Source organism: Halopseudomonas sp., from assembly GCF_038130085.1.
Taxonomy (GTDB): domain Bacteria; phylum Pseudomonadota; class Gammaproteobacteria; order Pseudomonadales; family Pseudomonadaceae; genus Halopseudomonas.
Map to the genome: position 1 here is coordinate 1 of NZ_JAYPMU010000032.1, position 17603 is coordinate 17603.

Consider the following 17603-nt stretch of genomic DNA (forward strand, 5'->3'; position numbering starts at 1 on the left):
CGCGCAGGCGCTCGGCAATCATATCGAGCTCCCCCTGCGTCTGCACCAACGCCAACACCGCCAACTCCTCACCTCCCAGCCGCAGTGCGAGGTCTTGAGGACGGATCGCCGCCACCATCCGCTGACCGGACTGGATCAAAACCTGGTCACCACCGGCGTGTCCGCGCTCGTCGTTGATGCGTTTGAAGTGATCAAGATCGCCGTAAATAAAACCGACCTTCAGCCCCTCTCGCTCGGCGCGGCCAAGCATGGCGGGCAACATGGTGCGCAAGCCCTGGCGATTCCACAGTTGGGTGAGCGGATCAATCAGCGCGCGACGCTCGGCTTGCCCCAGCGCTTCCTGCAACCACGCCGCATCCATCCGCAGCTGGTGCGCCACGAACAGGGCCTCAAACAGCTCCCGAAAATCGTCCATCACCTCGCGCTCGGCGCTGGTCAAATCACGTGGAGCGGTATCGTGTACACAAAACGATCCGATTCTGCTGCCGTCAGGCGCGTGCAGAGCAATACCAGCGTAAAACCGAACAAACGGGTAACCCGTGACAGCGGGATTATCAAAGAAACGCTCATCCGAGTGTGCATCCTGCACGTGGAGGATATCTTCAGACAGAATCGTATGGCCACAGAAGGATACGTTGCGGGGCCCCTCAAGATTTGTCGCGCCGATACGCCCCTTGAACCACTGACGATCAGTATCGATCAGGGTCACCAGCGTACTGCCTACCCCAAACAGTCGCTGGGCTATCCGCAGCAATGCGTCGATATGCGGATCGGGTGGTGTATCCAGCAGTTGCATGGAGCGGAGCGCGGCCAGACGCTGCTGTTCATCTGCCGGTATCGACGCCTCAATCATTACTTTCCCCCCATCACTGCACCGGATACACCGCGCTCACATTGCGCCTAACCTGCCGGCATCCAGCGACCCTTGCGCCAGAGCCAGACAAACCAGCCCCCCAGAAACACCGAGCGTAACGCCATAAACGTCAAAAAACCAAACCAGACATAATGGTTTCCCTGCCCTTGCAAGGCCCAGGCCAGAGGTAGATAGCAGACCAGCGCCAATAGCATGGTATTGCGCATGGCCAATGCCCGCGACGCGCCGATAAACAAGCCGTCCAGCAGATAGCTCCAGACAGTCAGCAGCGGCATGATCGCAACCCAGATCAGATACTCCTGCGCCTGCGAACGGACCTCGGGCAAATCCGTCAGCAGCCGGATCAGCAGATCCCCGCCGAAAGCAAAGGCGACAACAAAGGCCAGGCTCAGCAACAACGACCAGCCGGTCGTGACCACCAGCACCTGAACCAGCGTACGCCTGTCCCGCTTGCCCAGGGCGTGACCTCCAAGCGCTTCAAGGGCATGCGCCAGACCATCGAGCGCGTGAGAGGTGATTAACAGGAAGTTGAGCAGCACCGCATTAGCCGCCACCACCTCGTCCCCCAATCTCGCTCCCTGCACTACCAACAGATAAAACACCGACTGCAGCGCCAGAGTACGAATGAGGATATCCCGATTGACCCGCAGCAGCGGCGCCGCGCCCTTGAGCGTCAGCGCCCGCACCCAGTCAAACACACCCGGATATTGACGCAGCGTCGGCCGCAGCAGGCTCAGGCCAAGCAGCAAACCAAGCAGATCACCACACACGCTCGCCCAGGCTGCGCCTTCGACTCCCATGTCCAGACCGACCACCAGCAGCAGATCCAGTAGCATGTTGGTCAGGTTGACGGTCAGCAGCATGGCAAACGGCACGCGACTGTTCTGTGCCCCGATATACCAGCCAATCAGCACGAAGTTGGCTAACGCAGCGGGCAAACTGAACAAACGAATCTGAAAATAGGCGCGGGCCTGTTCAAGCAGCGACTCACTGCTTTGCAGATAGTGCAGGCCAAGGTTCAGCAAGGGGGTGCGAAACAGCCAGACCAGCAGGCTGATCAACACAGCCAGCCAGATTGCCTGCAACAGGATACGTCGCAGCTCATCACCATCGCCGCTGCCGCAGGCCTGCGCCGTAAACCCAGTGGTGCCCATGCGCAAAAAACCCGTCGCCCAGAGCACAAAGGTAAACAGCGTACTGCCAACAGCCACCGCGCCAAGATGGTAGGCAGCATCAAGGTGGCCGATAACCGCAGTATCGACCAGCCCCACCAGCGGCACACTGATGTTGGAGAGAATCAGGGGTAGCGCAATATGCCAGACCCGGCGTTGCGCATCACGATCGCGCCAATGAGTCAGCAGCTGCTGACGCAGGCCCATTACTAGCCTCCCGAGCGCTTCACCTTGAAGCCTTCGGCGACCAGCAGTTCACAGACTTGATCGGCTTTATCACCCTGAATTTCGATAATCCCATCTTTGACCGCGCCACCGCAGCCACAGCGATTCTTCAACCGCTTGGCCAGCGCCTTGAGGTCATCGGCGTTCAGCAGCACACCCGTCACGGTGGTGACGGTCTTGCCGCCACGCCCCTTGGTTTCCCTGCGCACCCGGGCGATGCCATCGCCCTCAGGGATAGCCTGCTCAGCACAGCGACATTGCGCCACCGGCTGCTCACACCCCGGGCACAGCCGCCCGGCATCGGTCGAATACACCAGGCCACCCAGGGCCTGCAATCCGGTTTTTTTCATGCCTGAATATCCAATCAAGATTGCCGCAACAGCCGAGCCAGCGCTTCCTGCGAATCAGGTGCATACTGCTCGTCGGGCCGTTGCCAGTCGCTGCGCGGATCAACCCAACGCACCGCCTGCACCTCTTCCGGCTGCAACGTCAGCGGGCCGTCCCAGCAGCAACTGAACACACCCGCCCAGAGCTGACTGTCGGCCGAATTGAAGAAAAAACGAAAATGTTCGGTCAGCGGAACACCCGCAACGCCCAACTCTTCAGCAAGCTCGCGCTCAGCGCCCTGCAGATAGCTCTCTCCGGCGGCAACCACTCCGCCAGCCGCCACATCCCAGAACGACGGGTACAAGCGCTTGTGCGGCGTGCGCTGATGCACGCACAACTCACCGCGAGAGTTGAAGACAAAAATAAAGGTACAACGAGTGATCAGCCCCTGAGACTGGGCGTCGGCACGCGACACGATACCCAGCTCACGATCCTGCTCATCAACATGGATCACCCGCTCGCTACCCGAGGCCTGCAGATAGGCCTCGACTTGATGCTCGTCCACGTATCAGCCCTGTTCCAGCAGACGACCCAGTTCGATCATCCCGGCATTGGCGCGAGACAGGTAGTTCGCCATGACCAACGAGTGGTTGGCCAGCATGCCAAAGCCGTCACCATTGAGCACCATCGGGCTCCACAGCGTCTGCTGGGTCGCCTCCAGCTCACGAATGATTTGCTGCAGACTGACCAACGCGTTCTTCTTCTCGAGCACATCACCAAAATCGTGCTCGACCGCGCGCAGCAACTGAACCAGAGCCCAGGACGTACCGCGGGCTTCGTAGAAAACGTTATCGATTTCCAGCCAAGGCGTGGTTGCACCGACCTTGCCACCGGTCGTCAGCGGAGCGCGTCCGACACTGGCGGAAAGACGCTGGGACAACGAGCCAAGACGGGTGCTGACATCCCCTACCCAGCTAGAGAGATTATCGGCGCGAGAGTAGAAGTCGGCGTCGCCGGTCTGCAGGCGAGCAATGTAGCTGTCGAGCGCGCGAATGCCGTCACGGTACTCGCTCTCGCTGGCCGGCATGGCCCAACTATTGTTGTCGAAGTGCAAGCGCGGCTCAGCTTTCACCAGGTCACGATCTTCGGTGGATTGCGACTGGGAGCGCGCCATATCGCGGCGCAGTGCACGGGTCATGTCACGAGCCTGAACCAGCACCCCATACTCCCAACGCGGCATGTTATCGAGCCACAGGCCGGGCGGCATGATGTCGTTGCTGAGGTATCCACCGGGCTTTTCCAGCAGGGTTTCAACGATGCCACGCAGGGTTCGGGCGGTGTACTCCCCGCTGACCATTTCCGCTGTCGGTGGGCCGGCGACCGGTTCAAGGTCAGGCTCGCTACTCCAATACCAGCCAACCAGCAGACAGATAAATAACCAGATCAGCACCACGGCGAGGACAGCGCTGCCAATCAGCGAGCTGTTCTTGTCTCCATCCGCACCGGCGGTCCGCTTGCCAAATTTCATGTTCTGACTCCTGTGGCTGTTCTGCGGCTCAGCATATCACGGCTATCTGAATGTGCCGCCCCGATTACAGAAAACGAGAACCGCACTGTTTGCCATTACTTGGCCACCGTTCATCAAGCTGTCACAGAACTGACATTAATATCCGGGCAGTCCATTTTTCACCCTAGGGCACTGCCATGCGTCTGAAATCCCTCACCCTAATCAATACCCTTCTGCTGGCTGCCGCTGGCGTCGCGCTGGGTGCCAGCCTGTGGTGGTCACAACAGGCGCTCAAAGCGCCCTACGCGCTGATGGACGCATACCTCAACATCGTCGGTCAGACCCAATCGCTGCAGCAGAATACCGAGGCCTATCGCCTGCACGGCGACGCGCTGCGCCTGCAGCAAGCGCAGAATGCAGCAGCTACCCTGCAGGAAAACCTGCAACAATTTCCCGCGGACATCCGTCAGCCACTGGAGGCGCCGCTGACTACCTTTGCCGAGTTCATGCAGACCGACCTGCTGGCAGTCGGCAAACTGGCTGGCGACCCTCAGGCCCTGCTGATTCAGGCCGAACGCGAAATACTCGCGGAACTCAACCATCTCGCAGACTATGCCCGCGACGGTCAAAGCCAAGGCAAGGCCGCAGCCGCCAACTACGTTCGCCTGATTGACGACCTGCAGGCCAACCTGTTCCGCGTCAGCATTGCCCGCGCACGCCTGTTCAGTCAGAACGACCCAGCCCTGTTGGAGAACCTGCAACGGCTGATCAAGACCTCGCAGGCCACTGCCGGAGAACTGGAGGCCCAACCACTGCTTGGCGTGGTTGAGGAGAAGACCAGCAGCAACGACCCGTTCGCCTCACTACTGGGTGTCAACACCAGTAACAAAACGGCCGCGAGCGATCCCGGCGCCGACTACAAGCGCACCCTGCAATCACTGCTGAGCCGCTACCCGGCTGAACTGGAACGTACCAGCGCACTGATCGCCGAGCGGGCAAAGCTGCAACAGATCACAAGCGAACGCATTGACAGCCTGCTGCAAGGTACAGAGCAGATGCGCCCGGCGCTGACCGCGGCGCGAGACAACGTCACCACACAGGTGCGCAACGTTCAGTTGGCGATCATCGTCATGATCATCCTGATTGCAATCTTGATCGAGCGGATGCAGCGCTCACTGGCCAACGGCATCAGTCAGTTCGCGCCCGTGCTCTCGACGTATGCAGGGGGCGATTTCACCCAGCCGGTCGCGACTCGCAGCCGCGTTCACGAACTCAAGCAACTCGAGCATTCGGCCAATCAACTGCGCCAATACCTGATCGAGCTGGTTACCACCATCAATCAGCAGGCAGAAGCCCTAAGTGGCACCAGCGATGATCTGGAGCGTCTTTCCGCAGACACCCACGACCGCGCCGCCCAGCAGCAACGCGACACCCAGTCGATCAACCAGGATATCGGCGGCATGGATGAGGCCATTCGTCTGGTAGCGACCAACGCTGGTGAAAGCGCCGAACTGGCACGCGTCGCCAACCGTGAGGTGCGCGATGGTCAGCAGGTGATCGGCGGCACCATCGCCCAGATGCAGCAGTTGGTCGTGGAAGTCCAAAACAGCGCGCGCACCATCGATCAGATGGTGGTCGAATCCAATACCATCGGCAGCGTTCTGGAGGTAATCCAGGGCATTGCCGAGCAGACCAACCTGCTGGCCCTCAACGCAGCCATTGAAGCAGCTCGAGCGGGCGAAGCGGGTCGCGGTTTTGCGGTGGTAGCTGACGAGGTCCGCGGCCTAGCGCAGCGCACCGCGGGCTCCACCCAGGAAATCCGCCAGCTGATCGAACGGTTGCAGCAAGTCGCTCGCCAGTCTGCCGGCCAGATGGAAGAGCAGGTCAAACACGCACGCAATACCGCCGAACAGGGCCAGCTAGCCGACGCCGCGCTTGGCCGCATCGTCAACGCCATCGAACGTATCACCGAACTGGCAGAACACATCGCCACCCACACCGACGCCCAATCGGACCGGGTGCGGACCATTCGTGAAAACAGCCAGCAGATACACCATCTGAGCGAGGCTAATCTGGGCATGGTGGCGCATACGCGCCAGCACACCCAGCAGATCAGCCAACGCAGCCGCGCCCTGCTGTCGGCGGTCTCCGCCTTCCGAATCTGAGCCGCTGAGCCATTCAGCAACAATTGCGGCACTGCGCCTCAGGGCCAGTGCCTTTCACCCGCCTGCGTCAGCCTTTATGATGACCGTCCACTTTTCGGTCGGTTATCCCATGCGCGCGTTTCGTTTTTGCCTGATGCTGCTGGTATTGCTTAGCGCCAGCGTCCACGCCCAACTGTCTGGCAGCGGTTCTCTGACCGGGCTGATCCAGAGCGGCAGCAGCCAAAGCACCTTTCTTCCGGTTCATCAGGCATTTCGCCCCGACATCCTCGATGCCAACGCGCAGCAGGTCACTGTCATCTTTGAAATGGCGCCCGGTTATTACCTGTATCGCCACCGCCTGCACCTGAGCAACCCAGAGAGCCCGGGCCAGGATCTGCAGATCAGCCTGCCCGAAGGCAAACACAAGACCGACGAGTACTTCGGCGACGTCGAGGTGTACTACGACCAGTTGCAGATCCAGCTCGATGCCAGCCAACTGACCACTGGACAGACCCAACTGCGCGTCGGCTTCCAGGGCTGCGCCGACGCGGGTCTGTGCTACCCGCCGGAGACCGTCATGCTCGACCTGCCGGCACCTGCGGTCGGCGGCACCGCAACCAGCAACAGCAGCTCCGCAGCAGAGCCGACAACGGCAACGCCCCCCAACGACGCGGAACATGGCCGTCTGGTGACCTGGCTGCTGTTCCTGCTTGGCGGCATCGGCCTGACCTTTACCCCATGCGTGTTACCCATGTTGCCGATTCTCTCCAGCATGGTGTTGGGCCGCAGCCATATCAGCCGCGGCCGCGCGCTGTCACTGGCACTTGGTTATGTGCTTGGCATGGCCGTGACACTGGCCATTGTCGGCGCGCTGATCGGCAGTTTCGGCGCTGCCCTCAATCTGCAGGCACGACTGCAATCGCCCTGGATTCTCGGCACCTTCGCGGTGTTCTTCGTGCTGTTTGCGCTGGCCATGTTCGGCCTGTTCGACCTGCGCCTGCCGGAGTTCCTGCGCGAGCCGCTCGAGCGCCTGAATCGCCGCGCCCACGGTGGCTCACTGGCAGGGGCTACGGCGATGGGTGCGCTGTCGACGCTGGTGGTATCGCCTTGCATTTCCGCACCGCTCGCCGGCGCGCTGGTCTATATCAGCAGCACCGGAGACACCATCGGTGGCGGCCTTAACCTGTTTGCCCTGGGTCTGGGCATGGGTGTGCCGCTGATTCTGATTACCCTGTTCGGCAAGAGTCTGCTGCCCAGCTCCGGCCCATGGATGGAAACGGTAAAGCACCTGTTCGGCTTTGGCTTGCTGGCGGTGGCCGTCTGGCTGCTTGAGCGCCTGCTGCCGGGCCCGGTGAGCCTTGCGTTGTGGGCCGCGCTGAGCGCTGGTCTGGCAGTTCGTCTGGGCTTGATGCGCGGCGGCAACTATCTGCGCCAAACCATTGCCCTGCTGTTTGGCTTGTATGCCGCGGCCGCGCTGTTCGGCGCTCTTGCTGGCGGCGAAGACCCGCTCAGGCCGCTGCAGCCGCTGACTGGCGGCAACGCCGCGCAGCCAGCCTCTGCCGCATTTACGCTGATCAAGGACCCTGCGGAGCTGGAGCGTCAGCTAACCTTGGCTGCCGAGCGCGGCCAGCCAGCCATCATCGATGTCTATGCCGACTGGTGCATCAGCTGCAAGATCATGGAGCGAACCATTCTCAGCCAACCCGAGATCCAGGCGATGCTCGCCGACCATCTGCGCATCAAGCTCGACCTCACCGATAACAGCCCGGAGCAACGTGCCTGGCTGACCCGCCACCAACTGTTTGGCCCACCGGCCTACCTGTTTTTTGCCCGCAACGGGCAGGAGCGACGTGACCTGCGCATTCAAGGCGAAGTCTCACTGGAGGAATTCAGTAGCCTCGCCAGCCAATCCAGACAGGAAAAGATTGCGCCATAATGCAGCCATCATGCTGACATCTGATGTCAACATTCCGCTTCTGGACAGGCCGATCTGATTACGGCAAACTGCCGGAAAAATCTTGACTGACGGGTCACTCCAAAAGAGCTTCCCGTCCCGCAACGGAATACACGGACAATGGCCAGTATCCTGGTCCTGCACGGACCCAACCTGAACCGCCTCGGCACCCGCGAGCCCGGTGTCTACGGCGCGACAACTCTGGATCAGATCAACCAGCACCTGCGCGAACTGGCCAGCCAGCAGGGGCACCATCTGCTCAGCCTGCAAAGCAATGCCGAGCACGAACTGATCGAACGAATTCACGCCGCGGGTGACGAAGCCATCGACTTCATCATCATTAATCCGGCTGCTTTTACCCATACCAGCGTCGCAATACGTGACGCATTGCTCTCAGTGAGCATCCCATTCATCGAAGTTCACTTATCCAACGTGTATAAGCGCGAACCCTTTCGTCATCACTCCTACTTTTCGGACGTAGCCGAGGGAGTGATCTGCGGTCTGGGAGCCAAGGGCTACGAGCTGGCCCTGCAAGCCGCGATACACAAGATCGAACAAAACTGATTACGCAAACCTGCTCTGGAGTGCACGCATCAATGGATATTCGCAAAGTCAAAAAACTCATCGAACTTCTGGAAGAGTCCGGCATCGACGAACTGGAAATACATGAGGGCGAGGAGTCGGTTCGCATCAGCCGCCACAGCCAGCACGCACCGGTTCCGCAGTATCAGGTAGCTCCTGCTCCGGCTCCTGTTGCAGCAGCGCCTGCCCCGGCCGCACCAGCTGCCGAACCTGCAGCCCCGGCAGAGCCGAGCGGTCATCTGGTTCGCTCGCCGATGGTTGGCACCTTCTACCGCTCGCCGTCCCCGACTGCTGCGGTATTCGTTGAAGTTGGCCAGACCGTCAAGGCCGGCGACGTGCTGTGCATTGTCGAAGCGATGAAGATGATGAACCACATCGAAGCCGACAAGAGCGGCGTGGTCCAGGCGATTCTGGTAGAGAACGGCCAGCCGGTCGAATTCGATCAACCGCTGTTCAGCATCGCCTGAGCCCGGGCCGGAGGCTTAGATGCAAAAAGTACTAGTAGCCAACCGAGGTGAGATTGCGCTGCGCGTCATTCGCGCGTGCAAGGAACTCGGTCTGAAAACTGTGGCGGTGCACTCCACCGCCGATCGCGAGCTGATGCACCTGGCCATGGCAGACGAAACCGTCTGCATCGGTCCGGCACCGGCAACCGATTCCTATCTCAACATCCCGGCGATCATTAGCGCTGCAGAAGTTACCGGCGCTGACGGCATCCACCCCGGCTATGGTTTCCTTGCCGAGCGTGCGGACTTTGCCGAGCAAGTCGAGAACTCCGGCTTTACCTTCATCGGCCCGAGCGCCAGCGTTATCCGTCTGATGGGTGACAAGGTCTCCGCCATCGCCGCAATGAAGGAAACCGGCGTGCCGACCGTACCCGGTTCCGATGGCCCGCTGCCGGAAGACGAAGCAGAGTGCCTGAAGATTGCCCAGCGCGTCGGTTACCCGGTGATCATCAAGGCCGCTGGTGGCGGCGGCGGACGCGGCATGCGCGTCGTGCACGAAGAGTCCGAGCTGATCAAATCGATCAAGCTGACCCAGGTTGAAGCGGGCGCCGCGTTCGGTAACCCGATGGTCTACCTGGAAAAGTTCCTGACCAATCCGCGTCACGTCGAAGTGCAGGTACTGTCAGACGGCCAGGGCAATGCCGTTCATCTGGGCGATCGCGACTGCTCACTGCAGCGCCGTCACCAGAAGATCATCGAAGAAGCGCCAGCACCGGGCATCGACGAAAAGGCGCGCGCCGAAGTTCAGGCTCGCTGCGTTCAGGCTTGTATCGACCTCGGTTACCGCGGCGCGGGCACCTTCGAGTTCCTGTATGAAAACGGCGAGTTCTATTTCATCGAAATGAACACCCGCGTACAGGTTGAGCATCCGGTTTCGGAAATGGTCACCGGCATCGACATCGTCAAGGAGCAGATCCTTGTCGCGTCGGGCCAGCCGCTGAGCATTCGTCAGGAAGATGTCGTCATTCGTGGCCACGCCATCGAGTGCCGTATCAACGCCGAAGACCCGAAGACCTTCATGCCCAGCCCCGGCACGGTCACCTTCTTCCACGCTCCGGGCGGCAACGGCATTCGTGTCGACTCGCACCTGTACAGTGGCTACAAGGTTCCGCCGAACTACGACTCACTGGTCGGCAAGCTGATTGCCTACGGCGCGACGCGCGACGAAGCGCTAGCCCGCATGCGCAACGCCATCGACGAGTTGGTGGTAGACGGCATCAAGACCAATACCGAGTTGCACCGTGAATTGGTACGCGACCCCGGCTTCTGCAAGGGCGGCGTCAACATTCACTATCTGGAGCACAAGCTGGGTTTGAAATAAACTCTGCGCAATGCCGGAAGCCGCACACCTGCGGCCTCCCGCTCCAAGCCTCAAAGCCCGGGCCTGCCCGGGCTTACTTATTTTGGAAGACCCGTTATGTCCTGGCTGCAACTTCGTCTTGCGATCACCCCTGAACAGGCCCCGGCACTGGAAGACCAGCTGCTGGATCTTGGCGCGGTATCGGTGACCTTCATGGACGCCGAAGACCAACCCATTTTCGAGCCGGACCTAGGCACTACCCCGCTATGGTCCAACACCCACTTGCTCGCCCTGTTCGAGGCCGACACCGATCCAGACTCGCTGCTGCAGCATCTGCGCCTGCTCTACCAGGCAGAGCTGCCGCCGCACGAGCTGGAGCAGATCGAAGATCAGGATTGGGAACGCAGCTGGATGGACAACTTCCACCCGATGCGCTTTGGCGAGCGACTGTGGATCGTGCCCAGCTGGCATGCCGCACCAGAACCCGATGCGGTCAACCTACTGCTCGACCCGGGCCTTGCATTCGGCACCGGCACTCACCCGACCACATCGCTCTGTCTGCAATGGCTGGACGCACAAGCCCTGCAGGGCAAAACACTGATCGACTTCGGCTGTGGCTCAGGCATTCTTGCCATCGCGGGCCTGCTGCTGGGCGCGGAGCACGCCGTCGGCACCGACATCGATATCCAGGCACTCGAAGCCTCACGCGACAATGCTCAACGCAACCAGATAGCCGATGACAAGTTTGACCTCTATCTGCCCGAGAACATGCCGGACACGCCTGCCGACGTACTGGTAGCGAACATCCTGGCCGGCCCGCTGGTCAGCCTTGCGCCGCGTCTGGCCAGTCTGGTCAAACCCGGTGGCCTGCTGGCGTTGTCGGGGATTCTAGCCGAGCAGACCGACGAAATTCTCGATGCCTACGCCACCGACTTCGAACTTGATCCAGTCGCCAACCAAGACGGCTGGATTCGCGTAAGTGGTCGCCGCCGGTGACAGCTCGGCCCTGATCCGGGCAGAATACCGAATCGCAAAACAACTCATCGCAACAGGACTGCCAGCTATCCATGAGTGAACTGCAGGTCACCCAGTGCCCTTTCTGCAAGACGCACTTTCGTCTGACTCATGAGCAGCTGCACGCAGCTGCTGGCAACGTCCGCTGCGGTGCTTGCCTCAAGGTCTTCAATGCCTTGCCGCAAACCCCGCCTCCGAGCGAGATCGCATCGACGCCGGCCACCCCGTCGTCGGCACGCCCGAGCCCTGTTGATCAAAATACCCTGCTGATCCATGACGATCTCGAACTGGACGAGCTGGATCTCGAGGCCCTGGGGCTGGACGAGTCCATCCTCGACGAGATCAACCCACGGCCGCAGGGCAGCCCACCACCCGGCATTGACGAGCCCATCACGGCCGACGATGAGCCAGCCCGGGAAGCTGACCACACACCAAGCGAGGCAGCCGCCGAGCCGGGCTTGCATGTACAACCGCTCGATGACATCGAACTCGACGAAGCCTTCCTCTCCGCCGCACCAGCACGCGATATTCTGACGGCGCGCGACGACGCGAAACCGGCCGCAGACAGGCACCACGACCCAGTGCCAGCCCAAGAGTCGCAACCTGCCTTCGTGCCGCATGCGCGGGTCATGCCGCTGCAAGACAGCGACGACGACCACCCACTGATGCGCCGGGATCGGCGCGAGCCCGCCCTGTCCAGCGCCGCCGAGTCAGATTTCCCCATTGAGCACGCTGATGATCGCGAGCCTGACTTTGGTGACGTGTTTCAGCTACCCGACCTGCAGGACGAGCCCCTGCAATTTGAAGCACCGCTGAGTCATCGCCGTGCGCGCCGCAACTGGTTGTGGGGCTTGCTCTGCGTGTTGGCTCTCGCCGGCCTGTTTGCCCAAGCCGCGCTTTACAACCTCGACGCCTGGTCGCGCGATGATCGCCTGCGCCCTGCCCTCGAAAATTTCTGCCTGATTGCCGGCTGCCAACTGCCCACTCGGGTCGATGTGAGCCAGATTCGCAGTAGCAACCTGCTGGTGCGCCCACATCCCGAGTTCCCCAACACCTTGGATATCAACCTGATCATCTACAACCGCGCCGATTACGATCAGCCGTTCCCGGTGATCCGCATGACCTTCAGCGACAGCCGCGGCCGCAGTGTCGCGACCCGCGATTTCCGCCCAACCGAGTATCTGGCGGGCGAGCTGGCCGGACGCACACTGATGCCGTCCCAGACGCCGATTCACATCGGCCTGAGTATGGTTGCGCCTGCGCAACAGTCGACCAGCTACGAGCTCGACTTCGTCACCCCCTGAGCCTTTCGTCGGCAAGCACCGTTGCCTGTCGCACGGTGCTTTCAATTGGCCTACACTCGCTGGTCAGCTGTACAAAAAACACTCAAAACAGTCTTTAACCGGTCATGCTTTGCGGGTATTATGTGCGCCCTTTTCGCCCATCTTCACCCTGAGCCAGAGCGGACGGGACGCAGCGACCCATTCGCCGCGCTGAAAACCGACAGTACAGGGATGGACCAGCAGTGATCAGTATCGGACCCTACCAACTCGCCAATCGCGTGATTCTGGCCCCTATGGCTGGCGTAACCGATCAGCCCTTCCGCCAGCTTTGCCGGCGGCTGGGCGCAGGCCTGGTGGTGTCCGAAATGGTGACCAGCGACACCCGGCTGTGGAACAGCCGCAAGTCCCGCCTGCGTTTGATCCATGATGGCGAGCCCGAACCCCGTTCAGTGCAAATCGCCGGTGGCGATCCCGAGATGATGGCAGATGCTGCACGCATGAACGCCAAGCTCGGCGCCCAGATCATCGACATCAACATGGGCTGCCCCGCAAAGAAGGTCTGCAACAAGGCCGCCGGCTCCGCACTGCTGCGTGACGAGCCGCTGGTTGCGGCTATCTGCGAAGCGGTCGTTCAAGCCGTCGACATTCCGGTTACCCTGAAGATCCGCACCGGCTGGGATCCGGACAACCGCAATGCCCTGCGCGTCGCCCGTATCGCTGAAGACAGCGGCATCCAGGCGTTGGCTGTACATGGTCGTACCCGCTCCGAGCTATACACCGGCAGTGCCGAGTACGACACCATTGCAGCGGTCAAACAGAGCATCAGCATCCCGGTCTTCGCCAACGGTGACATCACCAGCGCCGAGAAGGCAAAGCAGGTGCTCGAATATACCGGGGCCGACGCAGTAATGATCGGTCGCGCCGCCCAGGGCCGACCCTGGATTTTTCGCGAGATTGATCATTTCCTGCGCACCGGCGAGCTACTGCCCGCACCCGCATTGAGCGAACAACAGCAGATTCTCGAAGGCCACCTGAGCGCCCTGCACAGTTTCTACGGCGACGAACACGGCGCCCGCATCGCGCGCAAGCACGTCGGTTGGTATCTACAGACCCTGCCGGGTGCCGCCGAGTTTCGCCGCGAATTCAACCGCATTAACGATGCGCAGCAGCAACACATCGCCATTGCGCATTACTTCGCCCGTCTGCTGGAAGGAGATCTGGCAGCATGATTTACGACACCACCCTATCTGATGGAAGCCACACCGTGAGTGACAGCAGTCAATCCACCCTCCCGGCAACCGGGATTGATGACATCCGCACCCCAAGAACGCTGCGCGACAGCGTCGAAGAGGCCCTGCACAACTACTTTCAGCACCTCGAAGGCCAGGACGTGACGGACGTCTACAACATGGTGCTGTCGGAAGTTGAAGCCCCCTTGCTCGAAAGCGTAATGAACTACGTAAAGGGCAACCAGACACGCGCCTCCGAGGTGCTGGGCCTGAACCGCGGCACGCTGCGCAAGAAGCTCAAACAGTACGGACTCCTGTAAGCGGCGAGCTATTGGCGACAGGCCTCCAGCGCCGGTCGCCAATAGCCCGACGCTGCATGCTTGAAGCTGATTTTCACTGCAACCTACTCTGGACCCAAGATGACCGACCAAACCACCCGCCTGCCGGTACGCCGCGCACTGATCAGCGTTTCCGACAAGACTGGCATCGTCGATTTTGCCCGCGAGCTGAGCGCTCAGGGCGTTGAAATCCTCTCTACCGGCGGCACCTACAAGCTGCTCTGCGAGCAGGGCATCAAGGCTGTTGAAGTAGCCGATTACACCGGCTTCCCGGAAATGATGGACGGCCGGGTCAAGACCCTGCATCCGAAGATCCACGGTGGCATCCTTGGCCGCCGCGACATCGACGGCGACGTCATGCAGCAGCACGGCATCCAGCCCATCGACATGGTCGTGGTCAACCTCTACCCGTTCGCAGCTACCGTCGCCAAGCCCGGCTGCACCTTGCCCGACGCCATCGAGAACATCGACATTGGCGGCCCGACCATGGTGCGCAGCGCAGCCAAGAACCACAAGGACGTTGCCATCGTGGTCAACGCCAGTGACTACGCCAGCATTCTCGACGCTCTCAAGAGCGGCGGTCTGACCTACGCCCAGCGTTTCGACCTGGCCCTGAAGGCCTTCGAACACACGGCAGCCTACGACGGCATGATCGCCAACTACCTCGGCACCATCGAGCAGAGCCGCGACACCCTGAGCACCGAAGATCGCGCCGCCTTCCCGCGCACCTTCAACAGCCAGTTCATCAAGGTGCAGGACATGCGCTACGGCGAGAACCCGCACCAGTCCGCTGCCTTCTACAAGGAAGTAGCCCCTGCCGAAGCCAGCATCGCCACCGCGACTCAGCTGCAGGGCAAGGAACTGTCCTACAACAACGTTGCCGACACCGACGCTGCGCTGGAATGCGTCAAGAGCTTCACCAAGCCGGCCTGCGTTATCGTCAAGCACGCCAACCCCTGTGGTGTGGCCGTGGTACCGGAAGACGAAGGCGGCATTCGCAAGGCCTACGATCTGGCCTGGGCAACGGACAGTGAATCTGCCTTCGGCGGCATCATCGCCTTCAACCGCGAGCTGGACGGTGCCACCGCCGCCGCCATCGTTGAGCGCCAGTTTGTCGAAGTCATCATCGCTCCTAGCATCAGCGCCGAAGCCCGCGCAGCGGTGGCCGCCAAGGCCAATGTTCGCCTGCTCGAGTGCGGCGAATGGGGCACCGAGCGCCACGCTGACTGGGATTACAAGCGCGTCAACGGCGGTCTGCTGGTGCAGAGCCGTGACATCGGCATGATCACGGTAGACGACCTGAAAGTCGTCACCAAGCGCGCCCCGACCGAGCAGGAAATTCACGATCTGGTGTTCGCCTGGAAGGTCGCCAAGTTCGTCAAATCCAACGCTATCGTCTACGCCAAGGGTCGCCAGACCATCGGTGTTGGCGCCGGCCAAATGAGCCGCGTCAACTCCGCCCGCATCGCCGCCATCAAGGCCGAGCACGCTGGCCTGCAGGTCGCCGGAGCAGTCATGGCTTCCGATGCCTTCTTCCCGTTCCGTGACGGCATCGACAACGCTGCCAAGGTCGGCATCAGCGCGGTCATCCAGCCCGGTGGCTCAATGCGCGACCAGGAAGCCATTGATGCAGCCGACGAGGCTGGCATGGCAATGGTCTTCACCGGCATGCGCCACTTCCGTCACTAACAGCGAGCGGCCAGCCAACCGCTGCAAGCGGGTGCCGGTCATACCGGCCCCACTTGCACACGGAAGCTGGCAGCTCTCTCCACAGGAGAGATGTATGAACGTACTGATTATCGGCAGCGGCGGGCGTGAGCACGCGCTGGCCTGGAAAGTGGCGCAGGACGAACGCGTCGAGAAGGTCTTTGTCGCCCCCGGCAACGCGGGCACCGCAATCGAGGCCAAGTGCGAAAACGTCGCTATCGACGTGCTGGATCTGGACGCGCTGGTCGCTTTCGCCCGCGACAACGTCAGCCTAACCATCGTCGGCCCTGAAGCGCCGTTGGTTGCCGGCGTGGTAGATCGCTTCCGCGAGCACGGCCTGGCCTGCTTCGGCCCGACCGCCGGCGCGGCGCAGCTGGAAGGCTCCAAGGCGTTTACCAAGGACTTCCTGGCCCGCCACCAGATCCCGACAGCGGAATACCAGAACTTCACTGAAATCGAGCCTGCACTCGCCTACCTGCGCGAGAAAGGCGCACCGATCGTCATCAAGGCCGACGGCCTCGCCGCAGGCAAAGGCGTCATCGTCGCCATGACCCTGGATGAAGCCGAAGCCGCCGTGCGCGATATGCTGGCCGGCAATGCCTTCGGTGACGCGGGTTCACGCGTCGTCATCGAGGAGTTCCTCGACGGCGAGGAAGCCAGCTTCATCGTCATGGTCGACGGCGAGCACGTGCTGCCGATGGCCACCAGCCAGGATCACAAACGCGTCGGCGATGGCGACACCGGCCCGAATACCGGCGGCATGGGAGCCTACTCCCCGGCACCAGTCGTCACCGACAGCGTGCATCAGCGCGTGATGGAACAGGTCATCTGGCCGACCGTGCGCGGCATGGCGGCCGAGGGTAACGTGTATACCGGTTTCCTCTATGCCGGCCTGATGATCGACGCCGAAGGCAACCCCAAGGTAATCGAGTTCAACTGCCGTTTCGGCGACCCGGAAACCCAGCCGATCATGTTGCGTCTGCAATCAAGCCTGGTTGAACTGGTCGAGGCCGCAAACGCCGGCACCCTCGATAGGGTCGATGCCCAATGGGATCCGCGCTGCAGTTTGGGCGTCGTGCTCGCTGCCGGCGGCTACCCGGCCGACTACGCCAAGGGCGATGTGATCAGCGGCCTGGACAAGGCAATCAGCGACAGCGGCAAGGTATTCCACGCCGGCACAGCACTGAAAGATGGTCAGGTCACCACCAGTGGCGGACGCGTGCTCTGCGCAACCGCGCTCGGTGAGACCGTCAGTGCCGCCCAGCAAGGCGCCTACGAGCTGGCCCGACAGATTAGCTGGAGCGGGTGCTTCTACCGCAGCGACATTGGCTACCGAGCCATCGCCCGGGAGAGCTGACAAAGGCACGGCCGGACAGGAAACTGTCCGGCCGTCGCGTATCTGCAATCGGGTCGCTGCGCTATACTGGCCCTCGCAATGCAA

The 17603-nt window shown here is 61.4% G+C and carries 16 protein-coding genes; 11 read left to right on the forward strand and 5 right to left on the reverse strand.

What is annotated here, in order from left to right:
- From AAFM31_RS16385 to AAFM31_RS16405, 5 genes are all read right to left on the reverse strand, one after another.
- Positions 1–853, reverse strand: an 853-nt coding sequence (locus AAFM31_RS16385; RefSeq protein WP_341708977.1) for a sensor domain-containing diguanylate cyclase, incomplete at its 3' end; no start/stop codon positions are given.
- A gap of 47 nt (positions 854–900) precedes the next feature.
- Entirely contained in the window at positions 901–2253 is a 1353-nt protein-coding gene (locus AAFM31_RS16390; RefSeq protein WP_341708978.1) for an MATE family efflux transporter, read from the reverse strand.
- A gap of 2 nt (positions 2254–2255) precedes the next feature.
- Positions 2256–2621, reverse strand: a complete 366-nt coding sequence (locus AAFM31_RS16395) for a translation initiation factor Sui1 (protein WP_228245225.1) — start codon at positions 2619–2621, stop codon at positions 2256–2258.
- Positions 2622–2635: 14 nt separating this feature from the next.
- A complete protein-coding gene (locus AAFM31_RS16400; RefSeq protein WP_341708979.1) occupies positions 2636–3163 on the reverse strand; it encodes an NUDIX domain-containing protein in 528 nt (175 codons plus the stop codon).
- Positions 3164–3166: 3 nt separating this feature from the next.
- On the reverse strand, positions 3167–4126 hold the full coding sequence (locus AAFM31_RS16405; RefSeq protein ID WP_341708980.1) for a DUF2333 family protein: 960 nt from the start codon (positions 4124–4126) through the stop codon (positions 3167–3169).
- Between the two features lie 176 nt (positions 4127–4302).
- Between AAFM31_RS16405 and AAFM31_RS16410 the strand changes: the two genes are divergently transcribed.
- The 11 genes from AAFM31_RS16410 to purD all read left to right on the forward strand — a co-directional run bounded on the left by AAFM31_RS16410 (position 4303) and on the right by purD (position 17519).
- Positions 4303–6270 (forward strand): methyl-accepting chemotaxis protein, encoded by a 1968-nt coding sequence (locus AAFM31_RS16410; protein ID WP_341708981.1) that lies wholly within the window; start codon positions 4303–4305, stop codon positions 6268–6270.
- Positions 6271–6379: 109 nt separating this feature from the next.
- Complete coding sequence (gene dsbD / locus AAFM31_RS16415; RefSeq protein ID WP_341708982.1) at positions 6380–8185, forward strand: protein-disulfide reductase DsbD; 1806 nt, start codon at positions 6380–6382, stop codon at positions 8183–8185.
- Between the two features lie 138 nt (positions 8186–8323).
- Positions 8324–8767 (forward strand): type II 3-dehydroquinate dehydratase, encoded by a 444-nt coding sequence (gene aroQ, locus AAFM31_RS16420; protein ID WP_341708983.1) that lies wholly within the window; start codon positions 8324–8326, stop codon positions 8765–8767.
- Between the two features lie 32 nt (positions 8768–8799).
- Positions 8800–9252, forward strand: a complete 453-nt coding sequence (gene accB, locus AAFM31_RS16425; protein ID WP_341708984.1) for an acetyl-CoA carboxylase biotin carboxyl carrier protein — start codon at positions 8800–8802, stop codon at positions 9250–9252.
- Between the two features lie 19 nt (positions 9253–9271).
- Positions 9272–10612: an acetyl-CoA carboxylase biotin carboxylase subunit gene (accC, locus tag AAFM31_RS16430; RefSeq protein ID WP_341708985.1), complete on the forward strand. Its 1341-nt coding sequence runs from the start codon at positions 9272–9274 to the stop codon at positions 10610–10612.
- A gap of 96 nt (positions 10613–10708) precedes the next feature.
- Complete coding sequence (prmA, locus tag AAFM31_RS16435; RefSeq protein WP_341708986.1) at positions 10709–11587, forward strand: 50S ribosomal protein L11 methyltransferase; 879 nt, start codon at positions 10709–10711, stop codon at positions 11585–11587.
- 71 nt (positions 11588–11658) lie between these two features.
- On the forward strand, positions 11659–12909 hold the full coding sequence (locus tag AAFM31_RS16440; RefSeq protein WP_341708987.1) for a DUF3426 domain-containing protein: 1251 nt from the start codon (positions 11659–11661) through the stop codon (positions 12907–12909).
- A gap of 272 nt (positions 12910–13181) precedes the next feature.
- The gene (gene dusB, locus AAFM31_RS16445; protein ID WP_371833048.1) at positions 13182–14117 is read left to right on the forward strand and encodes a tRNA dihydrouridine synthase DusB; all 936 of its coding nucleotides are present in this window, start codon (positions 13182–13184) and stop codon (positions 14115–14117) included.
- Positions 14114–14437 carry a DNA-binding transcriptional regulator Fis gene (gene fis, locus AAFM31_RS16450; protein ID WP_341708988.1) on the forward strand — a complete coding sequence of 108 codons (324 nt, stop codon included), beginning with the start codon at positions 14114–14116 and terminating at the stop codon, positions 14435–14437. Before dusB ends, fis begins: the two co-directional genes overlap by 4 nt.
- 99 nt (positions 14438–14536) lie before the next feature.
- Positions 14537–16144 (forward strand): bifunctional phosphoribosylaminoimidazolecarboxamide formyltransferase/IMP cyclohydrolase, encoded by a 1608-nt coding sequence (gene purH, locus AAFM31_RS16455; protein WP_341708989.1) that lies wholly within the window; start codon positions 14537–14539, stop codon positions 16142–16144.
- Positions 16145–16238: 94 nt separating this feature from the next.
- Positions 16239–17519, forward strand: coding sequence for a phosphoribosylamine--glycine ligase (purD, locus tag AAFM31_RS16460; RefSeq protein ID WP_341708990.1), 1281 nt, complete (start codon positions 16239–16241; stop codon positions 17517–17519).
- The last annotated feature ends 84 nt before the right edge of the window (positions 17520–17603 follow it).

Bases quoted from the DNA above. Each gene is read 5' to 3' on its own strand.
- AAFM31_RS16390 (WP_341708978.1), bottom strand. From the start codon at position 2,253: ATGGGCCTGCGTCAGCAGCTGCTGACTCATTGGCGCGATCGTGATGCG.
- AAFM31_RS16395 (WP_228245225.1), bottom strand. From the start codon at position 2,621: ATGAAAAAAACCGGATTGCAGGCCCTGGGTGGCCTGGTGTATTCGACC.
- AAFM31_RS16405 (WP_341708980.1), bottom strand. From the start codon at position 4,126: ATGAAATTTGGCAAGCGGACCGCCGGTGCGGATGGAGACAAGAACAGC.
- AAFM31_RS16410 (WP_341708981.1), top strand. From the start codon at position 4,303: ATGCGTCTGAAATCCCTCACCCTAATCAATACCCTTCTGCTGGCTGCC.
- dsbD (WP_341708982.1), top strand. From the start codon at position 6,380: ATGCGCGCGTTTCGTTTTTGCCTGATGCTGCTGGTATTGCTTAGCGCC.
- aroQ (WP_341708983.1), top strand. From the start codon at position 8,324: ATGGCCAGTATCCTGGTCCTGCACGGACCCAACCTGAACCGCCTCGGC.
- accB (WP_341708984.1), top strand. From the start codon at position 8,800: ATGGATATTCGCAAAGTCAAAAAACTCATCGAACTTCTGGAAGAGTCC.
- accC (WP_341708985.1), top strand. From the start codon at position 9,272: ATGCAAAAAGTACTAGTAGCCAACCGAGGTGAGATTGCGCTGCGCGTC.
- prmA (WP_341708986.1), top strand. From the start codon at position 10,709: ATGTCCTGGCTGCAACTTCGTCTTGCGATCACCCCTGAACAGGCCCCG.
- AAFM31_RS16440 (WP_341708987.1), top strand. From the start codon at position 11,659: ATGAGTGAACTGCAGGTCACCCAGTGCCCTTTCTGCAAGACGCACTTT.
- dusB (WP_371833048.1), top strand. From the start codon at position 13,182: ATGGCTGGCGTAACCGATCAGCCCTTCCGCCAGCTTTGCCGGCGGCTG.
- fis (WP_341708988.1), top strand. From the start codon at position 14,114: ATGATTTACGACACCACCCTATCTGATGGAAGCCACACCGTGAGTGAC.
- purH (WP_341708989.1), top strand. From the start codon at position 14,537: ATGACCGACCAAACCACCCGCCTGCCGGTACGCCGCGCACTGATCAGC.
- purD (WP_341708990.1), top strand. From the start codon at position 16,239: ATGAACGTACTGATTATCGGCAGCGGCGGGCGTGAGCACGCGCTGGCC.